The following is an 18,854-nucleotide window of genomic DNA, read 5'->3' as shown; positions in this document are numbered from 1 at the left end:
TTTACTGGTTATGGACCGCACGGGATGGTAAGGTTCCGCATGTCCGAAGCCTCCTCCCTTCCGCCTGACGATCCTGCCAAGTTGCGCGCGATGATCGCCGCACTCGAGGCCGAGAACGCGGCCATGCGGGCCGAGACAACAAGGCTCACGGCCGTCTTGAAGGCACACGAAGCCCTCGTTCAGGCGCTCCAGATCCGGATCGCCAAGCTCCAGCGTCAGAAGTTCGGCGCGAGCTCGGAGAAAATCGAGCGCGAGATCGAACAACTGGAACTGGCCCTCGAGGCGCTGGAGGTCGCGGCTTCCGCCGCCCGGGAGCCCGAGGAGGAGCCGGAAGCAGAGCCCGCTGTCGCGGAACCTGCTCCCATGCGGCGCAAGCCGAAGGTCTCGGAGGCAACGCCCCGCGAGCGCATTGTGCTCGATCCCGGCGATGCCTGTCCCGCTTGCGGGGGCGAGCTGCGGCTCGTCGGTGAAGACATGAGCGAGATCCTCGAACTGATCAGCGCACGGCTGAAGGTGATCGAGACGGCGCGCCCGAAGAAGTCCTGCCGGAGATGCGAGAAGATCACCCAGACCCCGGCGCCTGCCCGCCCGATCCCGCGCAGCATGGCGGGACCGGGCCTTCTGGCGCACATCCTCGTCTCCAAGTTCGACGATCATCTTCCCTTGTATAGACAGAACGAGATCTTCGCCCGCATGGGCGCGGATATCCCGGCCTCGACGCTCGTCGACTGGTGCGGCCAGGGTGTGCGGGTGCTCTCTCCGCTCGTGGCGCGGATCAGGGCTGACGTGATGACCGCCGATCGCCTCCCATGCCGATGACACCCCGGTGCGAGTGCTCGACCGCTCCAAGCGGCTCGAGGGACTGGGAAAGGGCGTGAAGGAGGGCCGGATCTGGACCTACCTCCGGGATGACCGGCCATGGGGCGGGACAGCGCCGCCCGGTGTCGCCTACTTCTTCTCACCGGATCGGAAGAGTGCGCATCCGCACCGCCATTTGGCCGAGTTCAGCGGCATCCTCCAGGCGGACGCCTATACCGGCTTCAAGGCGCTCTATGAGCCCGATGCCACCGGCGTGGTGCGCATCCGGGAGGCCGCCTGCTGGGCACACCTGCGCCGGGACTTCCACGATGTCTGGATCGGCACCAAGTCGGAGATCGCCCGGGAGGCGCTGGACCGTATCGGCGCGCTCTACGACATTGAACGCGAGATCACCGGCTGCTCCGCCGAAGAGCGGCGGCGCGTTAGGCAGACCCGCACGCGCCCTCTGGCGGAGGACTTCAAGGCGTGGTCGGAGGCCCAGCTCGGCCGGGTCTCCGGCAAGAGCGCACTGGCCAAAGCCTTCCGCTACGCGCTCCACCGCTGGCCCTCCTTCACGCTCTTCCTGGAGAACGGCCGCGTGGCCATCGACAACAACCCGGCCGAGCGTGCGATCAAGCCCGTGGTGATTGGTCGGAAGAATTGGCTCTTCGCCGGGGCCGATGCCGGGGGTGAAACTCTCGCGGAAGCCATGACGATCATCGAAAGCGCGAAGCTCAGCGGCCACGACCCCGAAGCCTATATGGCAGACATCCTGGCCCGCATCGGCGACCACAAGATCAACCGCCTCGACGAGCTGCTGCCGTGGAACTGGGTGCCGCAATCCAAAGAGGCGAAGGCCGTCGCTTGAGCTGTGGTCCTTACCGGCTTGAAGTTACCCACAAGTCGTGCGGCGAATTGATTCACCCACGACACTTGGTCTTGCTCGCAGCGACCTCATCATGATTCGTCATGTAGCACCGAATGATTGAGGTGCGGGCATGGGGCAGAATTGGGTGGAAACGGAAACCGCCGGTTGCGATCTGGGGGACGTCCGGCTGAACCGGCGGCTTGGGGCATTGCTCGAAGCTCTCGGGGAGCGGCCAGGGAAATCGCTGCCCACGGCGTTCCAGGACTGGTCGAACACCAAGGCGGCTTACCGGTTCTTCTCCAACGGGAGTATCAGCGAAGACAAAATTCTCGAGGGGCATTTCGCTGCCTCCGCCCTGCGCATCCGGGCCACCGATGGTCCCGTGCTGATCCTGCAGGACACTACGGAATTCAACTTCAAACGCGCCACGCCGGAAAAGATCGGGTTCACCAAGGTGTCGACCGGGCGCAAGCTGAAGGAAGGCCGCTACCAGAAGCATGCGATCTGCGGGCTCCTGATGCACGCCAGCCTGGCGATCACGCCGGACGGTTTGCCCCTCGGAATGACAGCCGCCAAGTTTTGGTCGCGCTCCAAGTTCAAGGGGGCCGCGGCGCTCAAGCGCAAGATCAATCCGACCCGCGTGCCCATCGAGCAGAAGGAGAGCATGCGCTGGCTCGATACCTGCGCCTGTCCACCGAACTGGCAGGCGCGCCGGAGCGCTGCGTGCATGTCGGCGACCGCGAGAGCGACATCTACGAACTCTACTGCCTGCCGAGGAACTCGGGACCAACTTCCTCGTTCGGAGCTGCGTCGACCGCCTGGCGGAGGATGGCGGCACGACCATCGCCAAAGTTATGGCGCAGGTGCAGTCCAGCGGCACCCATGAGGTGCGGTTCCGGGACTCGCAAGGCAATGACCATTGCGCGGTGCTGTCGGTCCGGCATGCCACCATGATCGTCCGGCCGCCTATCGGAAAGCAGCGAAAATACCGGCATCAGGAGCTCCAGATCATCCATGCCGAGGAACTCGACCCGCCGGAGGGCCGGACGCCCGTCATCTGGAAGCTGATCACGAACCTGCCAGTGGCGAGCCACGCAGACGCTGTACACAAGCTCGAATGGTACGCACTGCGCTGGAAGATCGAGACCTTCTTCCGGACTCTGAAGACCGGCTGCCGGATCGAGGAACTGCGTCTCGCGACTGCCGAGCGCCTGGCCAACTGCATCGCGTTGTGCTGCGTCGTGGCCTGGCGCGTGTCATGGCTGGCAATGCTCAGCCGAGATGCACCGGCGGCGGACCCTGCCGCCGTTTTCACGGAGGACGAGCGCCACCTGCTCGACCAGGCGACGCCTGACAGAAAGCGCCAGGTGCCGCGCGACCTCCAATTCTATGTCAGGGCCGTCGCGCGTCTCGGAGGCTACCTCGACCGCGCTTCCGACGCACCACCGGGGACGACGGTAATCTGGCGTGGCTTCTCCCGTCTCGCCGACCTAGTTGAAGGCGCCCGTCTCGCCACACCGCCGCCGGACAGTTGTGGGTAATTGCAAGCCTTACCGGCCGGTTACTCTGGGTGCTCATATGACGGTGCTGACCGTCGCGGCGTCACCGCTGTTGGCGCAGAGCCGATCTGTCTGGTCGGCAGAGAATGCCTTTGACGCGCTTCTATCGGATACGGCGCGGATCATCGATGTCAGAACGCACAAAGAGTGGCAAGAAACCGGCGTAGGTGCTGGTGTATGGCCGATAAGCATGCACGCGTCCGGTTTTCCGGACCGATTGTTCAGGGCCAAGGAACTGAGCGGTGATCGCACTGTTGGACTGATCTGCGCCACTGGCGGACGCTCCGCATCGCTGCTTCGAGCGTTGAGACAAGCTGGTTATTCGGGCTACGCCGATATCTCGGAAGGGATGTTGGGATCAGGCGAAGGGCCTGGCTGGATCGCATCGAACTTGCCGACCGTTCCGGTGGATGTCGCCCTGAACGGGTTGCCCCCCGCGTTGGCCTGACCAGTGAAGAATCAATTGGTCCCGTTGTGCTAAAAGCCTGATGTATGGTCAAATTGACCTGTTTGAACAGGAAGACGGGTTTGGGTGTATGACCGAGTTGATGGCTATGTTTGTCGGAATATGCGCGGCGATCGTGATGGGAATTGTCCATCATTATGCGTTGTCGGGCATTCTGAAGTTTTCCCCGCAGCGGTCGGATGGCTCCGGCTTTCGGATCATCCTGACGTTTTCCGCGTTGCTGTTGCTGCACGTATTGGAACTTGTGACGCTCGCCGTGTTCAACACGATGGTGGTGGCAAGCGTTCTGCCGCAATCGTTCAGCAACAGCCCGCCGATGTTTCAGGATGTTCTCTATGTTACGGGCATCTCGTTCTCGACCCTTGGCTATTCGTCCATAGAGGTGGTCGGGCCCTTTCGACTGTTGCTGATGCTGCAATCGCTTTTGGGCTTCATGTTGCTGACCTGGTCAGCGACGTTTCTTTACTCAGCCTGCCAGCAAGTCTGGCAGAAGGCGAAAGATGACTGAAAATCGCCACGCGCGTCGGACATGAGCTTGGCGTCAGCGTCAAATACGTCCTGATATCGGTCCTTTGACCTCACCGTGGAACGGTTGAGTGAGCGCTGCGTTGCGCGCGTGGATGAATAGCCCTTGACCTTCCAGTTGCTGGAATCCCTAGGTACAAAGCCATGGCACAGATTTTCGAAAAGACAGGCGATCACGTATCGCACCATCGACACGGGGATATCTTGAGATCTCCCGTATGGGTTGGTGTGTTGTTTGTCTTGCTCACAATGCCGGCTCACCTGTTTTTGGATGAAAAGAGCTCGATAGCTCTTGCTTCGATCACGCTTGCTTTGATTGGCGGTGCCTATATCGGCTTTGGCGCCGCGGACGGCAGAGCGCGCGTGTTCTGGGCAGAGCTCGCCGTCGCCCTTTTGTTCGGCTCGGCAGCCTTTTTGGGGCTGATATGGCATTGGGCTTTCCTTCCCTTGGGCTTGGCCCTGCACGCCCTTTGGGACATGTCACACCACAATTCTTATCGTCTCGCCCGGATTCCGAACTGGTATATTCCATTCTGCGTGGCCTTTGACCTTTTGGCAGCGACGTTCTTCGTTCTGCTCTATGCCGTGTTTTGATCCATGATGATGCGCATCCTTCTTATTGCGGTGTTCCTGATGGGAGTCGTCGCATTGGCCTTCCCGGACGTCCTTGGCGTTGACATTCGCCTGCCTGATCGCGCGGAAATTGACCGCTGGATCGAGGCGGCAGGTCTTGCCGGACCAATTGTTATCGTGGCGCTTATGACAATCGCTATCGTCGCAAGCCCCCTGCCCTCGGCGCCGATCGCACTCGCCGCCGGAGCGGCTTATGGGCACACGTTCGGGACACTCTTTGTCGTTCTTGGCGCGGAACTCGGTGCGCTTGCCGCTTTTGGTCTGGCCCGCGGTCTCGGTCGTCCCTTCGTTGAGCGTCATCTCGGTCAGAAGATTAACACAGGCCTGTTCGGATCGCAGAACACTCTGACCTTCTTGGTCTTCGGCAGTCGCCTGCTGCCGTTTCTGTCCTTCGATATGATCAGTTACGCCGCAGGTCTGAGCAAGCTGCATCTTTGGAGGTTCGCGCTGGCCACGATGGCCGGGATTATTCCAGCGAGTTTTTTGCTCGCTCACATGGGCAGCCAGGCGATGAACGGAGATGCCCGCACTGCCACATGGACCGCGCTTGCGCTCGGTGGCTTTACCGGCCTGTCGGTTCTCTTCGCCGCGACGCGAAAGACCGGTACACAACGGGAGGAGAGCTGATATGGTGTCAATCGGCAAGCAATCTTGACCCCCTATCGGCATCCAAAAATGACCCCCTTTGGAGAGCTCCGGTAGCTGGCCCGATGCGGTGTAGCACTCACACAGCGCAGCCGTATCGGGCCAGCGGGGTCTTGGTCATTCACGGGTCTTGAAGCGCCAGCTCTCGTTGCCGGTCTCGACGATGTCGCAATGGTGGGTCAGGCGGTCGATCAGCGCAGTGGTCATCTTCGCGTCGCCGAAGACCGAAGGCCATTCCCCGAAGTCGAGATTGGTCGTCACGATGATCGAGGTGCGCTCGTAGAGGCGGCTGATGAGATGGAACAGCAGCTGGCCGCCGGTCTGCGCGAAGGGGAGATAGCCGAGCTCATCGAGGATCAGGAAGTCGAGGCGACACAAAAGATCCGCAGTGCGCCCCTGTCGGTCGGCACGGGCTTCGGCATCGAGCTTGTTCACCAAGTCCACGACATTGAAGAAGCGCCCCCGTTTGCCGCGCCGGATGCAGGCCCGGGCAATGCTCACGGCAAGGTGGGATTTACCGGTCCCGGTGCCACCGATGAGCACGACATTGCGCTGATGTTCAAGGAACTCCCCGGCGGCCAGATCGCGCACCAGCGTCTCGTTGACCGGCGTTTCTTCAAAGCTGAACTCGTCGACCTCTTTCGCCAGCGGCAGCTTGGCGATCGTCATCTGGTATTTGATCGAGCGCGCCTGCTTCTCGCTGATCTCGGCATTCAGCAGGTCGCCGACGATCTGTTGCGGCTCGTGTTGGCGCTTCACCGCCGTGGTGATGATCTCATCGTAGGCGGCCTTCATGCCGTAAAGCTTCAGCTGGCTCATCGCGTCCAGCACCTGTGATCTTTCCATGGTTGGGTCTCCTGAGGCTGTCGTAGCGTTTGCAGTCGGCCACGGGTTCGCAGGTCAGTCGCAACGCGGCCGGCGTATCGATGGTCAGCGGCGGTGGCGGCTCCCGATGCCGGGCAAGGATATTGATGACGACCGAGGCCGCGGGGACCCCCTCGCTCAGGGCCTCGGCACAGGCAGCATCCACCGCATCCAGCCCATCGATCGGGATCATGCTGAGGATCTGGACCATCTGCCGGTCGCCGTTCGGCACCTTGCCAAGCTTGCGCTGCACGCGCCTGATCGCCGGCGGCAGGTCCCAGTCCTTGAAGGGGGCGCCATTCCGGAGAGCACCGGGCTTGCGAGCCAGAACTGGAATGTAGTGCAACGGGTCGTAGATGGCCTTGTCACGGCCGAAGGCTCGGGCGTGCTGCCCCATGATCTTGCCGTCCTGCCAGAACTCGACCCGTTCGGCATAGGCACGGATCTCGACCGGGCGGCCGACGGCCCGGCCATCCACGGAGTAGCGGTTCTTGTCGAACCGGACGAGGCAGGTCTTCGAGACCGAGGCAGGCAGCGCGTGGAAGCCATTGAAGGGGCCGACATACGGCACCATGCTGGCGCGTTCTTGCTCGAACACCTCCCAAGTTGTCCGATCCCTGAGCTCGGGGTGCGGGTTGGATTTGGCCCAGGCAACGCACTGGTCTTCAAGCCAAGCGTTGAGTTCGGCATAGCTCTTGAACTTCGGTCGCGGCACGAAGAACCGCCGTCGGACAACGCCGACCTGGTTCTCGACCTGTCCCTTCTCCCAGCCGGATGCCGGGGTGCAAGCGACGGGATCGACCAGATAGTGCCCGCACATTTGCTGGAAGCGCCGGTTGTAGGCACGGTCGCGGCCGACGAAGATCGTGTCGACCGCGGTCTTCATGTTGTCGTAGATGCCCCGCGTGCAGGTGCCCCTGAAGAAGGCGAAGGCCTTGTCATGGGCGTCAAAGACCATCTCCTGCGTCTCGCGGGGATAGGCACGCACGAAGAGCATACGGCTGTGACACAGGCGGACATGTGCCACCTTCACCGTGGTCGTCGCGCCGTCGATAACCACGATCTCGTGGCTCCAGTCGAACTGATAGGCCTCGCCTGGATCGAAGGTTAGTGGGACATAGGCGGCCGCAGACGCCTCCCGTTCCTCTCTGTTCCACGTCGCTGCATATCGTCGAACCGCATCATAACCGCCGTCGTATCCGCGGGCCCGCAGCTCCTCGAAGATCCGGATAAGGGTCAGCCTCTCACGCTTCGCCTTCCGAGCATTTGCCGCCAGAATGTCATTGAGCTCACCCGTCCAAGGGCCGATCTTCGGCAGCGGCTGGATCGTGCGCTCGTAGGTCAGTTCGGTCGCCCCGGACCGGATTACCTTGCGCACCGTGTTCCGCGAAACCCGTAGTTCGCGGCAGATCTGCTTGATCGACTTCTTATCCTGAAAATACGCCCGTCGGATCTTCGCTATCGTCTCCACAACCAACATCCCACACTGTGCTCCCCGTTGACCTCGGGGGCATCATCCACATCAGTGTAAGGGGGTCATTTTTGGACGCCGATCACCCCGCTACGGGGTCAAAATTGCATGCCTGTTCACATGGATGGGCCTGCACCGGGGAAGGCTGGAAGATCCGGCACGAGCTGAACTACGCCTGGATTGTCGAGCCGCAGGAGATCGCCGACACGCTCGGCCAGCGCGGGAACCGGCAATGAGCGACACGCCAACCCAATTTACCGGACTCTGGATCACCGATGACGGCCATGTCCGCCACGGGGCTTGTCACATTAACTCGCCCAGTCTGCGAGATTGGGTACCGATGGTACATCAAGCGACGTTTGCCGCGGATTTCCACGCCTCGAAAGCTTCGAGGCGATGGTAGCGGACGGTGAGAGCGGAACGACGCCGGGCTGGGACTGAGAAACGATTGCGGGTTGCCGATTGCATAGATACAAAACGCTGCAACCCACCCGGCGATCGGAAACCTTGCATTACCCGCTCTCGTTTTCGCAAGGGTAGGTGGCTGTTTTCGGCGCGGTTATTGTGTCCCTTGTGTGACCAATGATCAAGGCTAGGCGCGACCTCGCGCTTGGCGGCTGCGTAGGAGCGCAGTTTGTCCGTAATGATCCGCTTGGGCACGAAGCCCCAGCGCTTCATCAGCTTGACCAAAAGCCGCTTCGCGGCGCGCTTGTCTCGTCTCAATTGAAGGATTTCCTCAAGAACAACGCCGTGTTGGTCGACAGCGCGCCAGAGCCAGTATGACCGGCCCGCGATCTTCACAACGACTTCGTCCAGATGCCAGACATCGCCAGGACAAGGCTGCCGTCGCCGTAGAACGTGAGCGATCAAGGGACCGAACTTGACGGTCCAGCGCCGGATCGTCTCGTACGAAACTTCCACGCCACGTTCCATCATCATCTCCTCGACCTCGCGCAGGCTCAAGTTGAACCGGGCGTAGAGCCAGACAACATGAGCAATGATCTGGGGCGGAAACCGGTGGCGTTTGTAGCTGATCTTCTGTGACTGCATCGAAACCGCCTAAGACCAGATCAATGAACCGGCAACCTCAGGCCCGTTAACGTGACAACACCCTACCGGGATATCCCGATCCAGCCGACAGGCTACGGTCAATCAATGGCGTTGCTTTGCTTGGTTGAGGCACTCAATCACGCTCCAGAGTAACACAGCCAAGTTTCGGCCCCAAAAGCGTCGTATAGCCTCATTGTCTGCTATGACGCTTCTGCTCCACCAAAGTGAGACAGCCGGACAATGCAATTTCGCAGCAGCTTTCACGCTATCGGGCTGGTGTTGCCATCGCGATGACGGTCTTGCATTGTTCCGGCCTGAGGCCTGACTGCTTTTAATACCTCTGACGTCAGACCAAGCGGACGGTCTCGGCTGTGCCGAGGGCGGCAGAAAACCAATACGTCCCGAGCCTAAAGCGCCGCGACCTCGCAGCCGGAGGCCGACGCCATTTGTACGACATCTGCGGGGAGATCGCCCCCGGCGTCAACATATGGGCATGACGGAAGGCACTGAGCTACGGCACGGTGATCTGCGGTCACGAAGTCATCGATCTGCTGCCCGACCGGGAGCGCGACACTGTGGAAGCGTGGCTCCGTGCGCGACTCGGGATCGAGGTCGTTGCCCGTGATCGCAATGGTGGCCACGGCGGTGACACTGCACGTGCGCTACCGGACGAGGTTCAACTCTGAGTCAGAGCCAAGATTGCACGCCTGTTCCCACCCCTTTCAACAGAGCGCCCTGCCCCACTACTTCGATGCTTCCACGAGCTCGTTACGTGTGCGGCCTCCTGCGATGTCCGGCTTCCAGAGCCGGACCTCAGGGAGGGGCAAAATGATCGCTGCTGGTCCACGGTCCGGCTAGGGAGTGCAGCAAATCGGCCCAGAACGTTTCTGCTTCGGATGGACCGGTGCTGACGCCGAGAACCTTGCGCAATAGATCACCATCGGCCTGCTTCTCAACCGGCTCAATCAGCGCGATTCTGTCGTCGACCACCGGCATCTCCGTTCTCGGTTCAAGGTCTCCCAGCCCGAATCTTCGCGAAGACCGGCGGTGGCCGGCAGCGTTACACCCGGCCACGCACTGCGCCGGGGCTCCGCGCTCAGCCCCTTTCCACCAAGCTTGGGACACCACCTTGATCGGCGGCATGTCGATCTGGTCAGCACGGAAAGCATGTCTCTCTCATCTTTACATCCCTTTAGGGAAAACCCTTGCGCGACTCCCCCAAGTTAGACAATAGTCACGGAAAAGAGCACACCCACGCCCTTTTCCGTGAACACGATCTGAGGGCCGGACCGCAAATGCGCCCGTGGGACACAGAACAACAATGAGGCAACGCGTACAAGACGCGGGACAGAGCGGACAGATGGATCAGAGCTTTGAACAGGACGACCTGAATGCGGTCATCCGCGAGCACTCGGAATTGCTCGCCAACCAACTGCATGCGCAGGGCGAGAGCCTGTTCCCCCCGGATGCCGCCAAGACCATGCGGACATTCACCTCGGGCGAGGCCGCGGCTCTGCTCGGCGTCAACGACAGCTACCTGCGCAAACTTCACCTCGAGGGACGTGGCCCCTCTCCCCAGCTGACACCGGGCAATCGCCGGCATTATTCCGTGCACGACTTGAACGCGCTTCGGGTGATGCTGGAGAAGACCGCCCGCAAGCCCGGCGACTACCTGCCGGGCCGACGCCCTGCCCCGGATGCCGGCGCCTCGCCCGACCGGATGCAGGTTATAGGCGTGATGAACTTCAAGGGCGGCTCCGGCAAGACCACCACTTCGGCGCATCTCGCGCAGAGGCTGGCACTGCTCGGCTACCGGGTGCTGGCCATCGATCTCGATCCGCAGGCCTCGCTCACCGCGCTGCACGGAGTGCAGCCGGAATACGACCTCAACGACGGCGGCACGCTCTACGACGCGATCCGCTACGACGATCCCGAGCCAATCTCCAAGGTCATTCGCAAAACCTACATTCCCGGCCTCGATCTCGTGCCCGGCAACCTCGAGCTGATGGAGTTCGAACACGAGACCCCGCGCGCGCTGGCGCAGGGAAACGCCGGGCTGTTCTTCTTTCGGGTGAAAGAGGCGCTGGCCCAGGTCGACGCGGATTACGATGTGGTCGTGATCGACTGCCCGCCGCAGCTTGGCTTCCTGACCATGTCGGCGCTGTCCGCCGCGACCGGGGTGCTGGTGACCATCCACCCCGAGATGCTCGACGTGATGTCGATGTCGCAATTCCTGCGCATGACCGCGGACCTGATGGACGTCATCGCAGAATCGGGCGCCGACATGAAGCACGACTGGATGCGATACCTGCTAACAAGGTATGAACCCACCGACGCCCCGCAGAACCGGATCGTAGCATTTCTGCGCACGATGTATGGCGAAAAGGTGCTCAACGCGCCGATGCTCAAATCGACGGCCATCTCCGACGCAGGGCTCACCAAGCAGACCCTCTATGAGGTCGAACGCTCGGCCTTCACCCGCGCCACCTACGACCGCGCAGTCGAGAGCCTCAACGCGGTGAACGACGAGATCGCGGAACTGATCCAGAAGACCTGGGGACGCACATGACCGATACACGCAAAAAACGCCTCTCCATGCTCGACAGCCTCGCGGCCGCCGGCAGCGGCGGTGCGGCGCCGTCGATGATGTCCTCGAACCGGGCGCTGCGCTCGGCCCGCAACGCGGTCGACGGGCACCACATATGGGAGCTCGACCCCGACAGTATCGAGGACGACCGGATGCGGGATCGGCTCGATCCGGCGGATGTGGTCGACCTGCAGCACGCCATCGAGCAGAACGGCCAGACTGTGCCGATCCTGGTGCGCCGCCATCCGACCGAGGAAGACCGCTACCTGCTGGTTTACGGCCGTCGCCGGCTCGAGGCGATCCGCCAGTCAGACAGCGTTGACAAAGTACGCGCGCTGGTCGCCACCCTGAACGACGCCGACGCGGTGCAGGCGCAGATTTCCGAGAACATGGCGCGGCGTGACCTCTCGTATATCGAGAAAGCCCTTTTTGCTCAGGAGCTTGTGGAAACAGGCTTCGGAACACAGGCCCGCGTTGCCGAAGTGTTAACGGTGACTAAGTCATCGATTTCCATGGCCATCGGCGTCGCCGGAAGCATCGGGCGTGACCTGATCGAGGCGATCGGGGCCGCCCATGGCATCGGCCGACCCCGGTGGGAAGCGCTGTCTCGCGCCATGGAGGAAACCGGCGCCGACCGACAACGGCTGATCGAGATCGCCGAGCAGACCCATGCCAAGGCCGCCGTTGCGGTGGTGCGCGACGAGCAGGTCCCGGATGATGCCTCGGTCGCCGCTTTCGAGGCGGTGATGCAGGCGATTGGTCGCCCCCCTGCCCCGCGCAAGGCCGAAACCGGTGGCGGCGCCAAGCGGTCGCTCAAGATCGATGGCGTGCGCGCCGGCGCGATCCGTCGGACGGCCCGTGGCGTGGCGCTGGACCTCGAAGAGCCCGGCTTCGCCGACTGGCTGGACGCCCGGGCCGAAGATGTGATCGCAGAGCTTCACGCGCGCTGGAAAGAGCGCGTGTAAGACTGAGGAAGAGCAGAAACCGGAACAAGGAGGCACGGTCAGGCGAAAGAAAAGGTCCCGCAAAGACGGCGCTTCACGAGACCCAGACTTGTTTTTCGCACTCTCAAGCTAGTGGTCCCCGACGCTCACCGCAAGTCGAAATCGATTCGCGGAACGGTTTTTCTTTGTCTTCGTGAAAAAACATGGACTACGATCCCATCACGCCTTTCGGGCGATCGCTTCGTGATGCCCGGTCGCTCGCGGCCACGCCGCAGGCGACGCAAGCGCCCTGCCCCACCGTCGACAAGTGGCAAGCGCTTCGTGCGCTTTCAACCTGTCGGGGCGACTACGCGCTGTCCGACCGCGATCTCGCGGTGCTCCAGGCGCTCATCAGCTTTCACCCGCGGACCGACTTGGCGCTCGACGACGGCCCACTTGTGGTGCATCCGTCGAACGCCTCGATCTGCGAGCGGCTGAACGGCATGCCTTCCTCGACCATGCGGCGCCATCTCGGTCGGCTGGTCGACGCCGGCATCATCACCCGCCGTGACAGTCCCAACGGCAAGCGCTATGCTCGACGCTTCGGCGGAACCAAGGTTGCCTACGGCTTTGACCTCGCCCCGCTCGCGCGCCGGTTCGCCGAGTTCGAGGACGCCGCACAGGCGCAGCGTGACCGGGATCTGCGCATCCGTCATCTCCGCGATGTCGTGAGCCTCATGCGCCGCGACCTCGAGGCCCTCACCGAGATTGGCCGCACCGAGGCCCCCTCCGACCCCTCCTGGGATGCCTACGAAGACCTCGCCCGGCTCTCGGCACGGACCCTGCGCAGGAAGCTTACCGAGCACCAGCTCAGCGAGCTCCGCGACACTCTCGCGTCTGCCGTCGAGGCTGCCAAGGCCATGGTTATTCCTGCCGAAACGGTCGAACTGAGCACCTCTGACGTCAGAAATGAGCAGCACCATCAGAGTTCAAAGAAAGACTCTATTGAATCTGAACAGGGCAGGACAGAAAGCGTACTCGATACGGCATTTCCCCGTCCGCAACTTGTGCGTTCGCCGAGAGCTTCCGAACACGCAATCAGCACCGCGCGACCGTCTAACCTTCCATTAGCCTTTGTTCTGGCAAGCTGTCCCGAGTTCTGCAGCTTCCAACCCGATCCAATCCGAAACTGGTCGCAATTCTTCGACGCCGCTGATAGGATCGCTCCGATGCTGGGAATACAGTCAACGACATGGCAGGATGTGAAACGGGATATGGGCCGAGATCAGGCTGCCGTGGTGATCGCGGCGATGCTTGAACGTCTTTCAGAGATCCGGTCTCCGGGCGCCTACCTGCGTGATCTCGGAAAGCGTGCCGCCGCCGGAACTTTCAGCTGCGCGCCAATGGTAGTGGCACTTTCGCGGCGCTCGGCTGCATAGGGTTCACAGCTGTGAATTCCGGCAACGTTCACAGCTGTGAACCAGTGTCTGAGTCCGCAGTAAACCTCGAACGAGACAGTCAGACCCAAAGCAAGGAAACCCGTGAGTGACAACACACGGTCAAGCAGGGGAAAGTCTACGACTTGGCCTACTCGAACTCCACCGCTTGGGAAGCTGATGAAGCCACTGATCGCCTCGGAAAAGCAGAGACTGGCAGGTTTTGAGACGCAGCAGAAACACACCACGCTCGCAGCTCGCGAGGTGGAATACGAGCTCCTACCGACAGCTCATTAGCCATACGAGAGTGATCCGAACCGCTTCGATCTACGTACACGGAGGCAATGTCGCTAAAACATCGACGATATTCCAAAGCCGCTCATACTTGTAGATCGGCGAAACGGTGCAGCCACGCGCCTCCCAACTGTCCGGGGCGACCGGCATTCGCGGGAGTGCCCCCGACAAGAGCTCGGCGGCGAGCGGGTTCCAGACCGTCAGCCCTACGCTCTGGTCGTCAGCGCGTAGGCCCATCGCCCATCAGTCGCCGGCAGCGTTTACGCCCGACGCAGTAGCCTTGGTTGGGCACGCGCTTGCCATCTGACGGCCGCCGTAGAACTGGATTTCCATGAACCGCCGACTGACCAACGTCTTCAACGCCAGGTTTAGTAATGTCTCGGTCTTGCCCGGGCCATAGCAATCCGATCGGCTAACTTAGGTCAGTGGGCATCGCTGGAGGAACGGCAGCAAAGAATGTTCTGGATCGATCATTTCTCGCCTCCGAGCCACGCTCACGGTCTGGAGACTTTCGGTAAAAAACCATCCCTCCATGAGCTGCCGATCTTGGCGTGCAACTTCTCGGTCTCGCTGGCCTTCGCCTCCGCCTTGCCGGAGAAGATTTCGGACATACTCTCGAGGGCTTTCCGCTTCCAGATGTTAACTAGGGACTGCCGCACGCCGTGCTTGACCACCAGATCGAGACTGTCAGCCCGCCACCAATGGCCTCAAGCGCCACCTTCTCCCTGACCTCGTTGCCGTAAATCTTTCGTTTGCCAGACGCGCTGTTCTTCCTCGTCATCGGAAGCGGCAAGCTTCTCAGGCTGTCTGGTGTTGTGGGACCACTTCAAATTGGAACGACCTGCATTGGGTCGCGTGTCTTTTGGCGCTGATGATCGCAGTCTCAGAGCATGGCCAGAACACAGCGCAGGGCCCTCCGGGCAAGCAGGTGGCGACAGCAGCACTGGCCATTGTCTTCGAGGAACATTGCGCGGGTGAGGTCGCCTTGCTGGGCGGCTATCTCCGCACCATGGTCGAAAAAGCGTAAGCGGTGTCGCCGCCCCACATTGCCGACGGGATCAGCCATTGCGAGTTGATACGCATCCGAAGAGAAGGAGTGCGTTTCGCAATGTTCGCAAAGAGTTCGTTCCTCACGGCGCTTGGTGTTGAAGTCTTCGCCTCGGGGCAGAGGCGTTGGCCGGATCATGTGAAGGCGCAGGCGGTGGCCGAGACCCTGGAGCTTGGGGTGACGGTGTCAGGTGTCGCCGCGCGCTACGAGATCATGCCGAGCCAGCTGACGGCGTGGCGGCGGCTGGCCAAGGATGGCAAGCTCGTGCTGCCTGCGGTCGAGACCGATGAGCCGGTTTTCGCACCTCTGATCGTCCGGGATGAGACCACGACGGCCCCCGAGCCCGAGCGGCCCCGCGCCGAGGCGCCAGTTAGGGTTGTCCGGGGTTCGGTCATCATCGAGCTCGCACAGGATGCGCCCGCGGCCCGGATTGCCGAGATAGTCCACGCGCTGGAGGCGCATCCATGCTGATGCCCTCGCAGGGCGTGCGGATCCTGGTGGCGACACAGCCGGTGGACTTCCGGAAAGGCCATGACGGTCTCGCAGCGCTGGTCCAGTCGACGCTGGCTGAGGACCCATTTACCGGCACCGTCTTTGTCTTCCGCTCGAAGCGGGCCGACCGGTTGAAGATCCTGTTCTGGGACGGCAGCGGTTTGGTCATGGCTTACAAGCGGTTGGAGGAAAGCAGCTTCACCTGGCCCGCGGTCCGCGACGGGGCGATGACGTTGAACAGGGCACAGTTCGAGGCCCTGTTCGCCGGGCTGGACTGGCGCCGGGTGCGGTCACTGGAGGTCCGCCGACCGGCTGTGGCAGAGTGACTCGCCCCCGGGAATGCCCGGGCATCGACGCATTTGGCGCGGTATAATCTGCGCATGTCCAACGCTCCGCCCATCGACCTGTCCGCGATCCCCGAGAGCCAGCGCGCCGCCGTTCTGGCGCTGCTGCAGGAGAATGGTGCGTTGAAGGACGCAAACCGGCGCCTCGAGCATCTCGTGGCCGAGTTGAACCATGTCGTGCATGGCAAGCGGTCCGAGAAGCTGAGCGATGATGATCGGCAGCTGGCCTTCGAAGACCTGGAAACCGCCGTCGCCGAGGTCGAGACCCGCAAGGAACAGGCTGCGCCATCCACCACGACGCCGCGCCGGGCACGGCAGCGCAACCTCGGCCATCTACCTGCGGACCTGCCGCGCATCGAGCGTGTCATCGAACCCACCAGTCTCGATTGCCCATGTGGCTGCGGCCAGATGCACCGGATCGGCGAGGACCGCACCGAGCGCCTCGACATCATCCCGGCACAGCTTCGTGTGCTGGTCGACATCCGGCCGAAGTATGCCTGCCGCATCTGCTCGGATGGGGTCACCCAAGCGCCCGCCGCACCTTGGCTGATCGAAGGCGGGATGCCGACCGAGGGAGCCATCGCACACGCGCTGGTGTCCAAGTTCGCGGACCACCTGCCGTTCTACCGCCAAAGCCAGATCCTGGCGCGCTCCGGCATCCAGCTCGACCGCAGCACCTTGGCGGACTGGGCTGGCACGGCGGCCTTCCACCTCGGCCCCGTGGTCGATCGGCTGACCGAGCATCTGAAGGGATCGACCAAGCTCTTCATGGACGAGACGACCGCCCCGGCGTTGGATCCGGGCCGTGGCCGAACCAAGACCGGCTACCTCTGGGCGCTTGCCCGGGATGATCGTGGATGGGGCGGCGATGACCCGCCCGGCGTGGTCTTCACCTATCGCCCAAGCCGTGCTGGCGCCCATGCCGAGCAGATCCTGCAGGGCTTCGACGGTATCCTGCAACTGGATGGCTATACCGGTTACGATCGACTGACGCGCCCCTCCCGCAAGGGCGGCGCGCCGATCACGGTTGCCCGTTGTTGGGCCCATGCGCGTCGCAAGCTGAAGGAGGTCTTTGACCGCGACGGCTCGGAAATCGCCGCCGAGGGTCTGCGCCAGATTGCCGAGCTCTACCGCATCGAGGCCGAGATCCGTGGCATGGGCCCGGGCCAACGCCTGTCGGCCCGTCAGGCCCGCAGCGCACCCCTCGTGGTCGAGTTCGGTGATTGGCTGCACGCACAGCGCCTGCGTGTCTCAGCCAAGTCGCGCCTGGGCGAGAAGCTGACCTACATCCACCGACAGTGGGGCGGCCTGCAGACCTTCCTTCGCGACGGCCGCGTCGAGATGGACTCCAATTCCATCGAGAACCTGATCCGCCCGATCGCCCTGACACGGAAGAACGCACTCTTCGCCGGCCACGACGAGGGCGGCCGCACATGGGCTCGCATCGCCTCCCTGATCGCCACCGCGAAGATCAACGGCGTCGAGCCTTTCGCCTACCTGAAGGCGACCCTCGAGGCCATCGCCGCCGGTCACCCGGCCAGCAGGACCGACGAGCTCCTGCCCTGGAACTTCAACCCGTCAAGCTGAACACGAGTGAGGCGCAGACAGCGCTTACGAAAAAGCCGGGGCAGGGGAGTGAGATCTTGAGCGCAGGTTCTATCGCAGACTAAGCGGTCAGGCGGCGTGATGGGGTAAGGTGGTCAGAGACCGGCGGCCTTGGTCAGGTTCACCCGGAACCTGTCGCGTCTGCGCTGATAGCGGCGGGTCATTTCAGCCGAGGCGTGCCCCAGTTGTTTCTGGACGTAGCGCTCGTCGACTTCCGCTGAACTGGCGAGCCCGGCGCGCAAGCTGTGACCAGAGAACAGCGCCAGGCGCTCCTGTTCCGGCAGCTCGGCTCGGATGCCGGCGTCCAGCACCGTGCGCTTGATCAGCCGCGCCACATGCTTGTCGTTGAGGCGAGTGCCCGAAATGCGCTTGCCATCCCTTGACGTGCCGACGAAGACGGGCCCGAAGTCGATCTTTGCGAAGTGCAGCCATTGTTCGAGCGCGTGGACTGGGCAGGTCTGATCCTTCGAACCGCGGCCGATCTCCACCTCCCGCCAGCCGGTCTTTGCATTGAGCGTCAAAAGGGCGCCTTTGTCGAGGATGTCGATCCAGCCGCCGGAATCCGGCGTGTCGTCCTTGTGTACGTCCAAGCTGACGATCTCCGAACGGCGCAGACCGCCGGCATATCCGAGCAGCAGGACGGCCCGATCCCTAAGCCCGCGCAGATCATAGGGCAGGGTGGCGACCATCGCGAGGATGTCATCGGCCAGGATAGCGGCCTTCTGCACTGGTGGGCGCGCGTGCTTGCGCCTGATCCCGGCCAGAACCGTGGCGATGTGCCGGTTCTTTCGATCGAGGGGGAAGCCGCGCTGCGCGTAATTCCACGCGAGACCCGACAGGCGGCGTTCGATGGTGCCGACGGATAGGGGCCGGAACGCCGACTGCGAAGGGGAGGGGCCCGACCCGGATGCCAGATCCGCGAGGTAGAGTCCGATCATCGCCGGTGACGGCGGTAGCGGTTCCGTGCCCTTCATCCGGCACCAGCGTGTGAAGTGCGCCCAATCCTTCGCATAGGCCTTCAGCGTGTTGTCCGAGGCTGCGGCACGGGCATACTCGCGGGCGGTGTCCACCAATCGGTCCAACGTGCCGGAGCCCGCGACGTAAGAGGGCAAGGCGATGCCAGCGTTTTCCCCCTGATCTCTGTCGTCAGCCCGCGCAGCCTCATGCTCACCGGAGAGCATCGACGTCGGTTTATCGGTCTCTGGGGGCAACTTTGACTGAATCCGGCAATGAAATTGAACTGCTT

17 protein-coding genes and 2 pseudogenes are annotated in these 18,854 nt (G+C 62.4%); 14 read left to right on the top strand and 5 right to left on the bottom strand.

Features of this window, described 5'->3' with window-relative positions; all coding sequences use genetic code 11:
• Positions 1 to 39: 39 nt before the first annotated feature.
• From tnpC (R2601_RS23390) to R2601_RS23370, 7 genes and pseudogenes are all read left to right on the top strand, one after another.
• Positions 40 to 1,666, top strand: a pseudogene (gene tnpC / locus R2601_RS23390) (IS66 family transposase).
• A 130-nt stretch (positions 1,667 to 1,796) separates the two neighbouring features.
• Entirely contained in the window at positions 1,797 to 2,552 is a 756-nt protein-coding gene (locus tag R2601_RS27200) for an IS4/Tn5 family transposase DNA-binding protein (protein WP_007803365.1), read from the top strand.
• Positions 2,485 to 3,207 (top strand): IS4 family transposase, encoded by a 723-nt coding sequence (locus tag R2601_RS27195; protein ID WP_254656111.1) that lies wholly within the window; start codon positions 2,485 to 2,487, stop codon positions 3,205 to 3,207. Before R2601_RS27200 ends, R2601_RS27195 begins: the two co-directional genes overlap by 68 nt.
• A gap of 37 nt (positions 3,208 to 3,244) precedes the next feature.
• A complete protein-coding gene (locus R2601_RS26315; RefSeq protein ID WP_083794021.1) occupies positions 3,245 to 3,673 on the top strand; it encodes a rhodanese-like domain-containing protein in 429 nt (142 codons plus the stop codon).
• A gap of 88 nt (positions 3,674 to 3,761) precedes the next feature.
• The gene (locus R2601_RS23380) at positions 3,762 to 4,199 is read left to right on the top strand and encodes an ion channel (protein WP_012187040.1); all 438 of its coding nucleotides are present in this window, start codon (positions 3,762 to 3,764) and stop codon (positions 4,197 to 4,199) included.
• 161 nt (positions 4,200 to 4,360) lie between these two features.
• Complete coding sequence (locus R2601_RS23375; protein ID WP_007803357.1) at positions 4,361 to 4,810, top strand: DUF6010 family protein; 450 nt, start codon at positions 4,361 to 4,363, stop codon at positions 4,808 to 4,810.
• 3 nt (positions 4,811 to 4,813) lie between these two features.
• A complete protein-coding gene (locus tag R2601_RS23370) occupies positions 4,814 to 5,476 on the top strand; it encodes a TVP38/TMEM64 family protein (RefSeq protein WP_007803355.1) in 663 nt (220 codons plus the stop codon).
• Between the two features lie 135 nt (positions 5,477 to 5,611).
• On the opposite strand, the gene istB is transcribed toward R2601_RS23370, so the two are convergent.
• The 4 genes from istB to R2601_RS27125 form a co-directional block, all read right to left on the bottom strand.
• Positions 5,612 to 6,340: an IS21-like element ISPkr1 family helper ATPase IstB gene (gene istB, locus R2601_RS23365; RefSeq protein WP_040545955.1), complete on the bottom strand. Its 729-nt coding sequence runs from the start codon at positions 6,338 to 6,340 to the stop codon at positions 5,612 to 5,614.
• Entirely contained in the window at positions 6,270 to 7,838 is a 1,569-nt protein-coding gene (gene istA / locus R2601_RS23360) for an IS21 family transposase (RefSeq protein WP_007803351.1), read from the bottom strand. Before istA ends, istB begins: the two co-directional genes overlap by 71 nt.
• A gap of 339 nt (positions 7,839 to 8,177) precedes the next feature.
• Positions 8,178 to 8,879, bottom strand: a complete 702-nt coding sequence (locus R2601_RS23355) for an IS6 family transposase (RefSeq protein WP_007803349.1) — start codon at positions 8,877 to 8,879, stop codon at positions 8,178 to 8,180.
• A gap of 813 nt (positions 8,880 to 9,692) precedes the next feature.
• Positions 9,693 to 9,875, bottom strand: a complete 183-nt coding sequence (locus R2601_RS27125) for a hypothetical protein (protein ID WP_007803348.1) — start codon at positions 9,873 to 9,875, stop codon at positions 9,693 to 9,695.
• A 364-nt stretch (positions 9,876 to 10,239) separates the two neighbouring features.
• On the opposite strand from R2601_RS27125, the gene repA reads away from it, so the two are divergent.
• From repA to tnpC (R2601_RS23310), 7 genes and pseudogenes are all read left to right on the top strand, one after another.
• The gene (repA, locus tag R2601_RS23345; RefSeq protein ID WP_007803347.1) at positions 10,240 to 11,448 is read left to right on the top strand and encodes a plasmid partitioning protein RepA; all 1,209 of its coding nucleotides are present in this window, start codon (positions 10,240 to 10,242) and stop codon (positions 11,446 to 11,448) included.
• Entirely contained in the window at positions 11,445 to 12,431 is a 987-nt protein-coding gene (gene repB / locus R2601_RS23340; protein ID WP_040545954.1) for a plasmid partitioning protein RepB, read from the top strand. The genes repA and repB overlap by 4 nt, the downstream gene beginning before the upstream one ends.
• 182 nt (positions 12,432 to 12,613) lie before the next feature.
• Positions 12,614 to 13,828, top strand: a complete 1,215-nt coding sequence (gene repC / locus R2601_RS23335) for a plasmid replication protein RepC (RefSeq protein ID WP_007803345.1) — start codon at positions 12,614 to 12,616, stop codon at positions 13,826 to 13,828.
• A 1,114-nt stretch (positions 13,829 to 14,942) separates the two neighbouring features.
• Positions 14,943 to 15,146: pseudogene (gene repC, locus R2601_RS26305) on the top strand (replication initiation protein RepC); the annotation flags it as partial.
• 81 nt (positions 15,147 to 15,227) lie between these two features.
• Complete coding sequence (locus tag R2601_RS23320; RefSeq protein WP_007803342.1) at positions 15,228 to 15,638, top strand: transposase; 411 nt, start codon at positions 15,228 to 15,230, stop codon at positions 15,636 to 15,638.
• Positions 15,632 to 15,985 carry an IS66 family insertion sequence element accessory protein TnpB gene (gene tnpB / locus R2601_RS23315; protein WP_007803341.1) on the top strand — a complete coding sequence of 118 codons (354 nt, stop codon included), beginning with the start codon at positions 15,632 to 15,634 and terminating at the stop codon, positions 15,983 to 15,985. The genes R2601_RS23320 and tnpB overlap by 7 nt, the downstream gene beginning before the upstream one ends.
• A 54-nt stretch (positions 15,986 to 16,039) precedes the next feature.
• Positions 16,040 to 17,590 (top strand): IS66 family transposase, encoded by a 1,551-nt coding sequence (tnpC, locus tag R2601_RS23310; RefSeq protein WP_007803340.1) that lies wholly within the window; start codon positions 16,040 to 16,042, stop codon positions 17,588 to 17,590.
• A gap of 113 nt (positions 17,591 to 17,703) precedes the next feature.
• Here the strand turns inward: tnpC (R2601_RS23310) and R2601_RS23305 are convergent, their stop codons facing one another.
• Positions 17,704 to 18,819 (bottom strand): tyrosine-type recombinase/integrase, encoded by a 1,116-nt coding sequence (locus tag R2601_RS23305; RefSeq protein WP_040545952.1) that lies wholly within the window; start codon positions 18,817 to 18,819, stop codon positions 17,704 to 17,706.
• Between the last annotated feature and the right edge of the window lie 35 nt (positions 18,820 to 18,854).

This window comes from Salipiger bermudensis HTCC2601, assembly GCF_000153725.1.
GTDB lineage: Bacteria > Pseudomonadota > Alphaproteobacteria > Rhodobacterales > Rhodobacteraceae > Salipiger > Salipiger bermudensis.
Note: the sequence above shows the minus strand (reverse complement) of the source record. Positions and strands in the feature narration are given on the sequence as shown.

Coding starts and splice junctions, on each gene's coding strand:
- R2601_RS26315 (WP_083794021.1), top strand. CDS start 3,245: ATGACGGTGCTGACCGTCGCGGCGTCACCGCTGTTGGCGCAGAGCCGA.
- istB (WP_040545955.1), bottom strand. CDS start 6,340: ATGGAAAGATCACAGGTGCTGGACGCGATGAGCCAGCTGAAGCTTTAC.
- R2601_RS23380 (WP_012187040.1), top strand. CDS start 3,762: ATGACCGAGTTGATGGCTATGTTTGTCGGAATATGCGCGGCGATCGTG.
- tnpB (WP_007803341.1), top strand. CDS start 15,632: ATGCTGATGCCCTCGCAGGGCGTGCGGATCCTGGTGGCGACACAGCCG.
- R2601_RS23355 (WP_007803349.1), bottom strand. CDS start 8,879: ATGCAGTCACAGAAGATCAGCTACAAACGCCACCGGTTTCCGCCCCAG.
- repB (WP_040545954.1), top strand. CDS start 11,445: ATGACCGATACACGCAAAAAACGCCTCTCCATGCTCGACAGCCTCGCG.
- R2601_RS23375 (WP_007803357.1), top strand. CDS start 4,361: ATGGCACAGATTTTCGAAAAGACAGGCGATCACGTATCGCACCATCGA.
- R2601_RS23320 (WP_007803342.1), top strand. CDS start 15,228: ATGTTCGCAAAGAGTTCGTTCCTCACGGCGCTTGGTGTTGAAGTCTTC.
- istA (WP_007803351.1), bottom strand. CDS start 7,838: ATGTTGGTTGTGGAGACGATAGCGAAGATCCGACGGGCGTATTTTCAG.
- tnpC (WP_007803340.1), top strand. CDS start 16,040: ATGTCCAACGCTCCGCCCATCGACCTGTCCGCGATCCCCGAGAGCCAG.
- R2601_RS27125 (WP_007803348.1), bottom strand. CDS start 9,875: ATGCCGGTGGTCGACGACAGAATCGCGCTGATTGAGCCGGTTGAGAAG.
- R2601_RS23370 (WP_007803355.1), top strand. CDS start 4,814: ATGATGATGCGCATCCTTCTTATTGCGGTGTTCCTGATGGGAGTCGTC.
- repC (WP_007803345.1), top strand. CDS start 12,614: ATGGACTACGATCCCATCACGCCTTTCGGGCGATCGCTTCGTGATGCC.
- repA (WP_007803347.1), top strand. CDS start 10,240: ATGGATCAGAGCTTTGAACAGGACGACCTGAATGCGGTCATCCGCGAG.
- R2601_RS27200 (WP_007803365.1), top strand. CDS start 1,797: ATGGGGCAGAATTGGGTGGAAACGGAAACCGCCGGTTGCGATCTGGGG.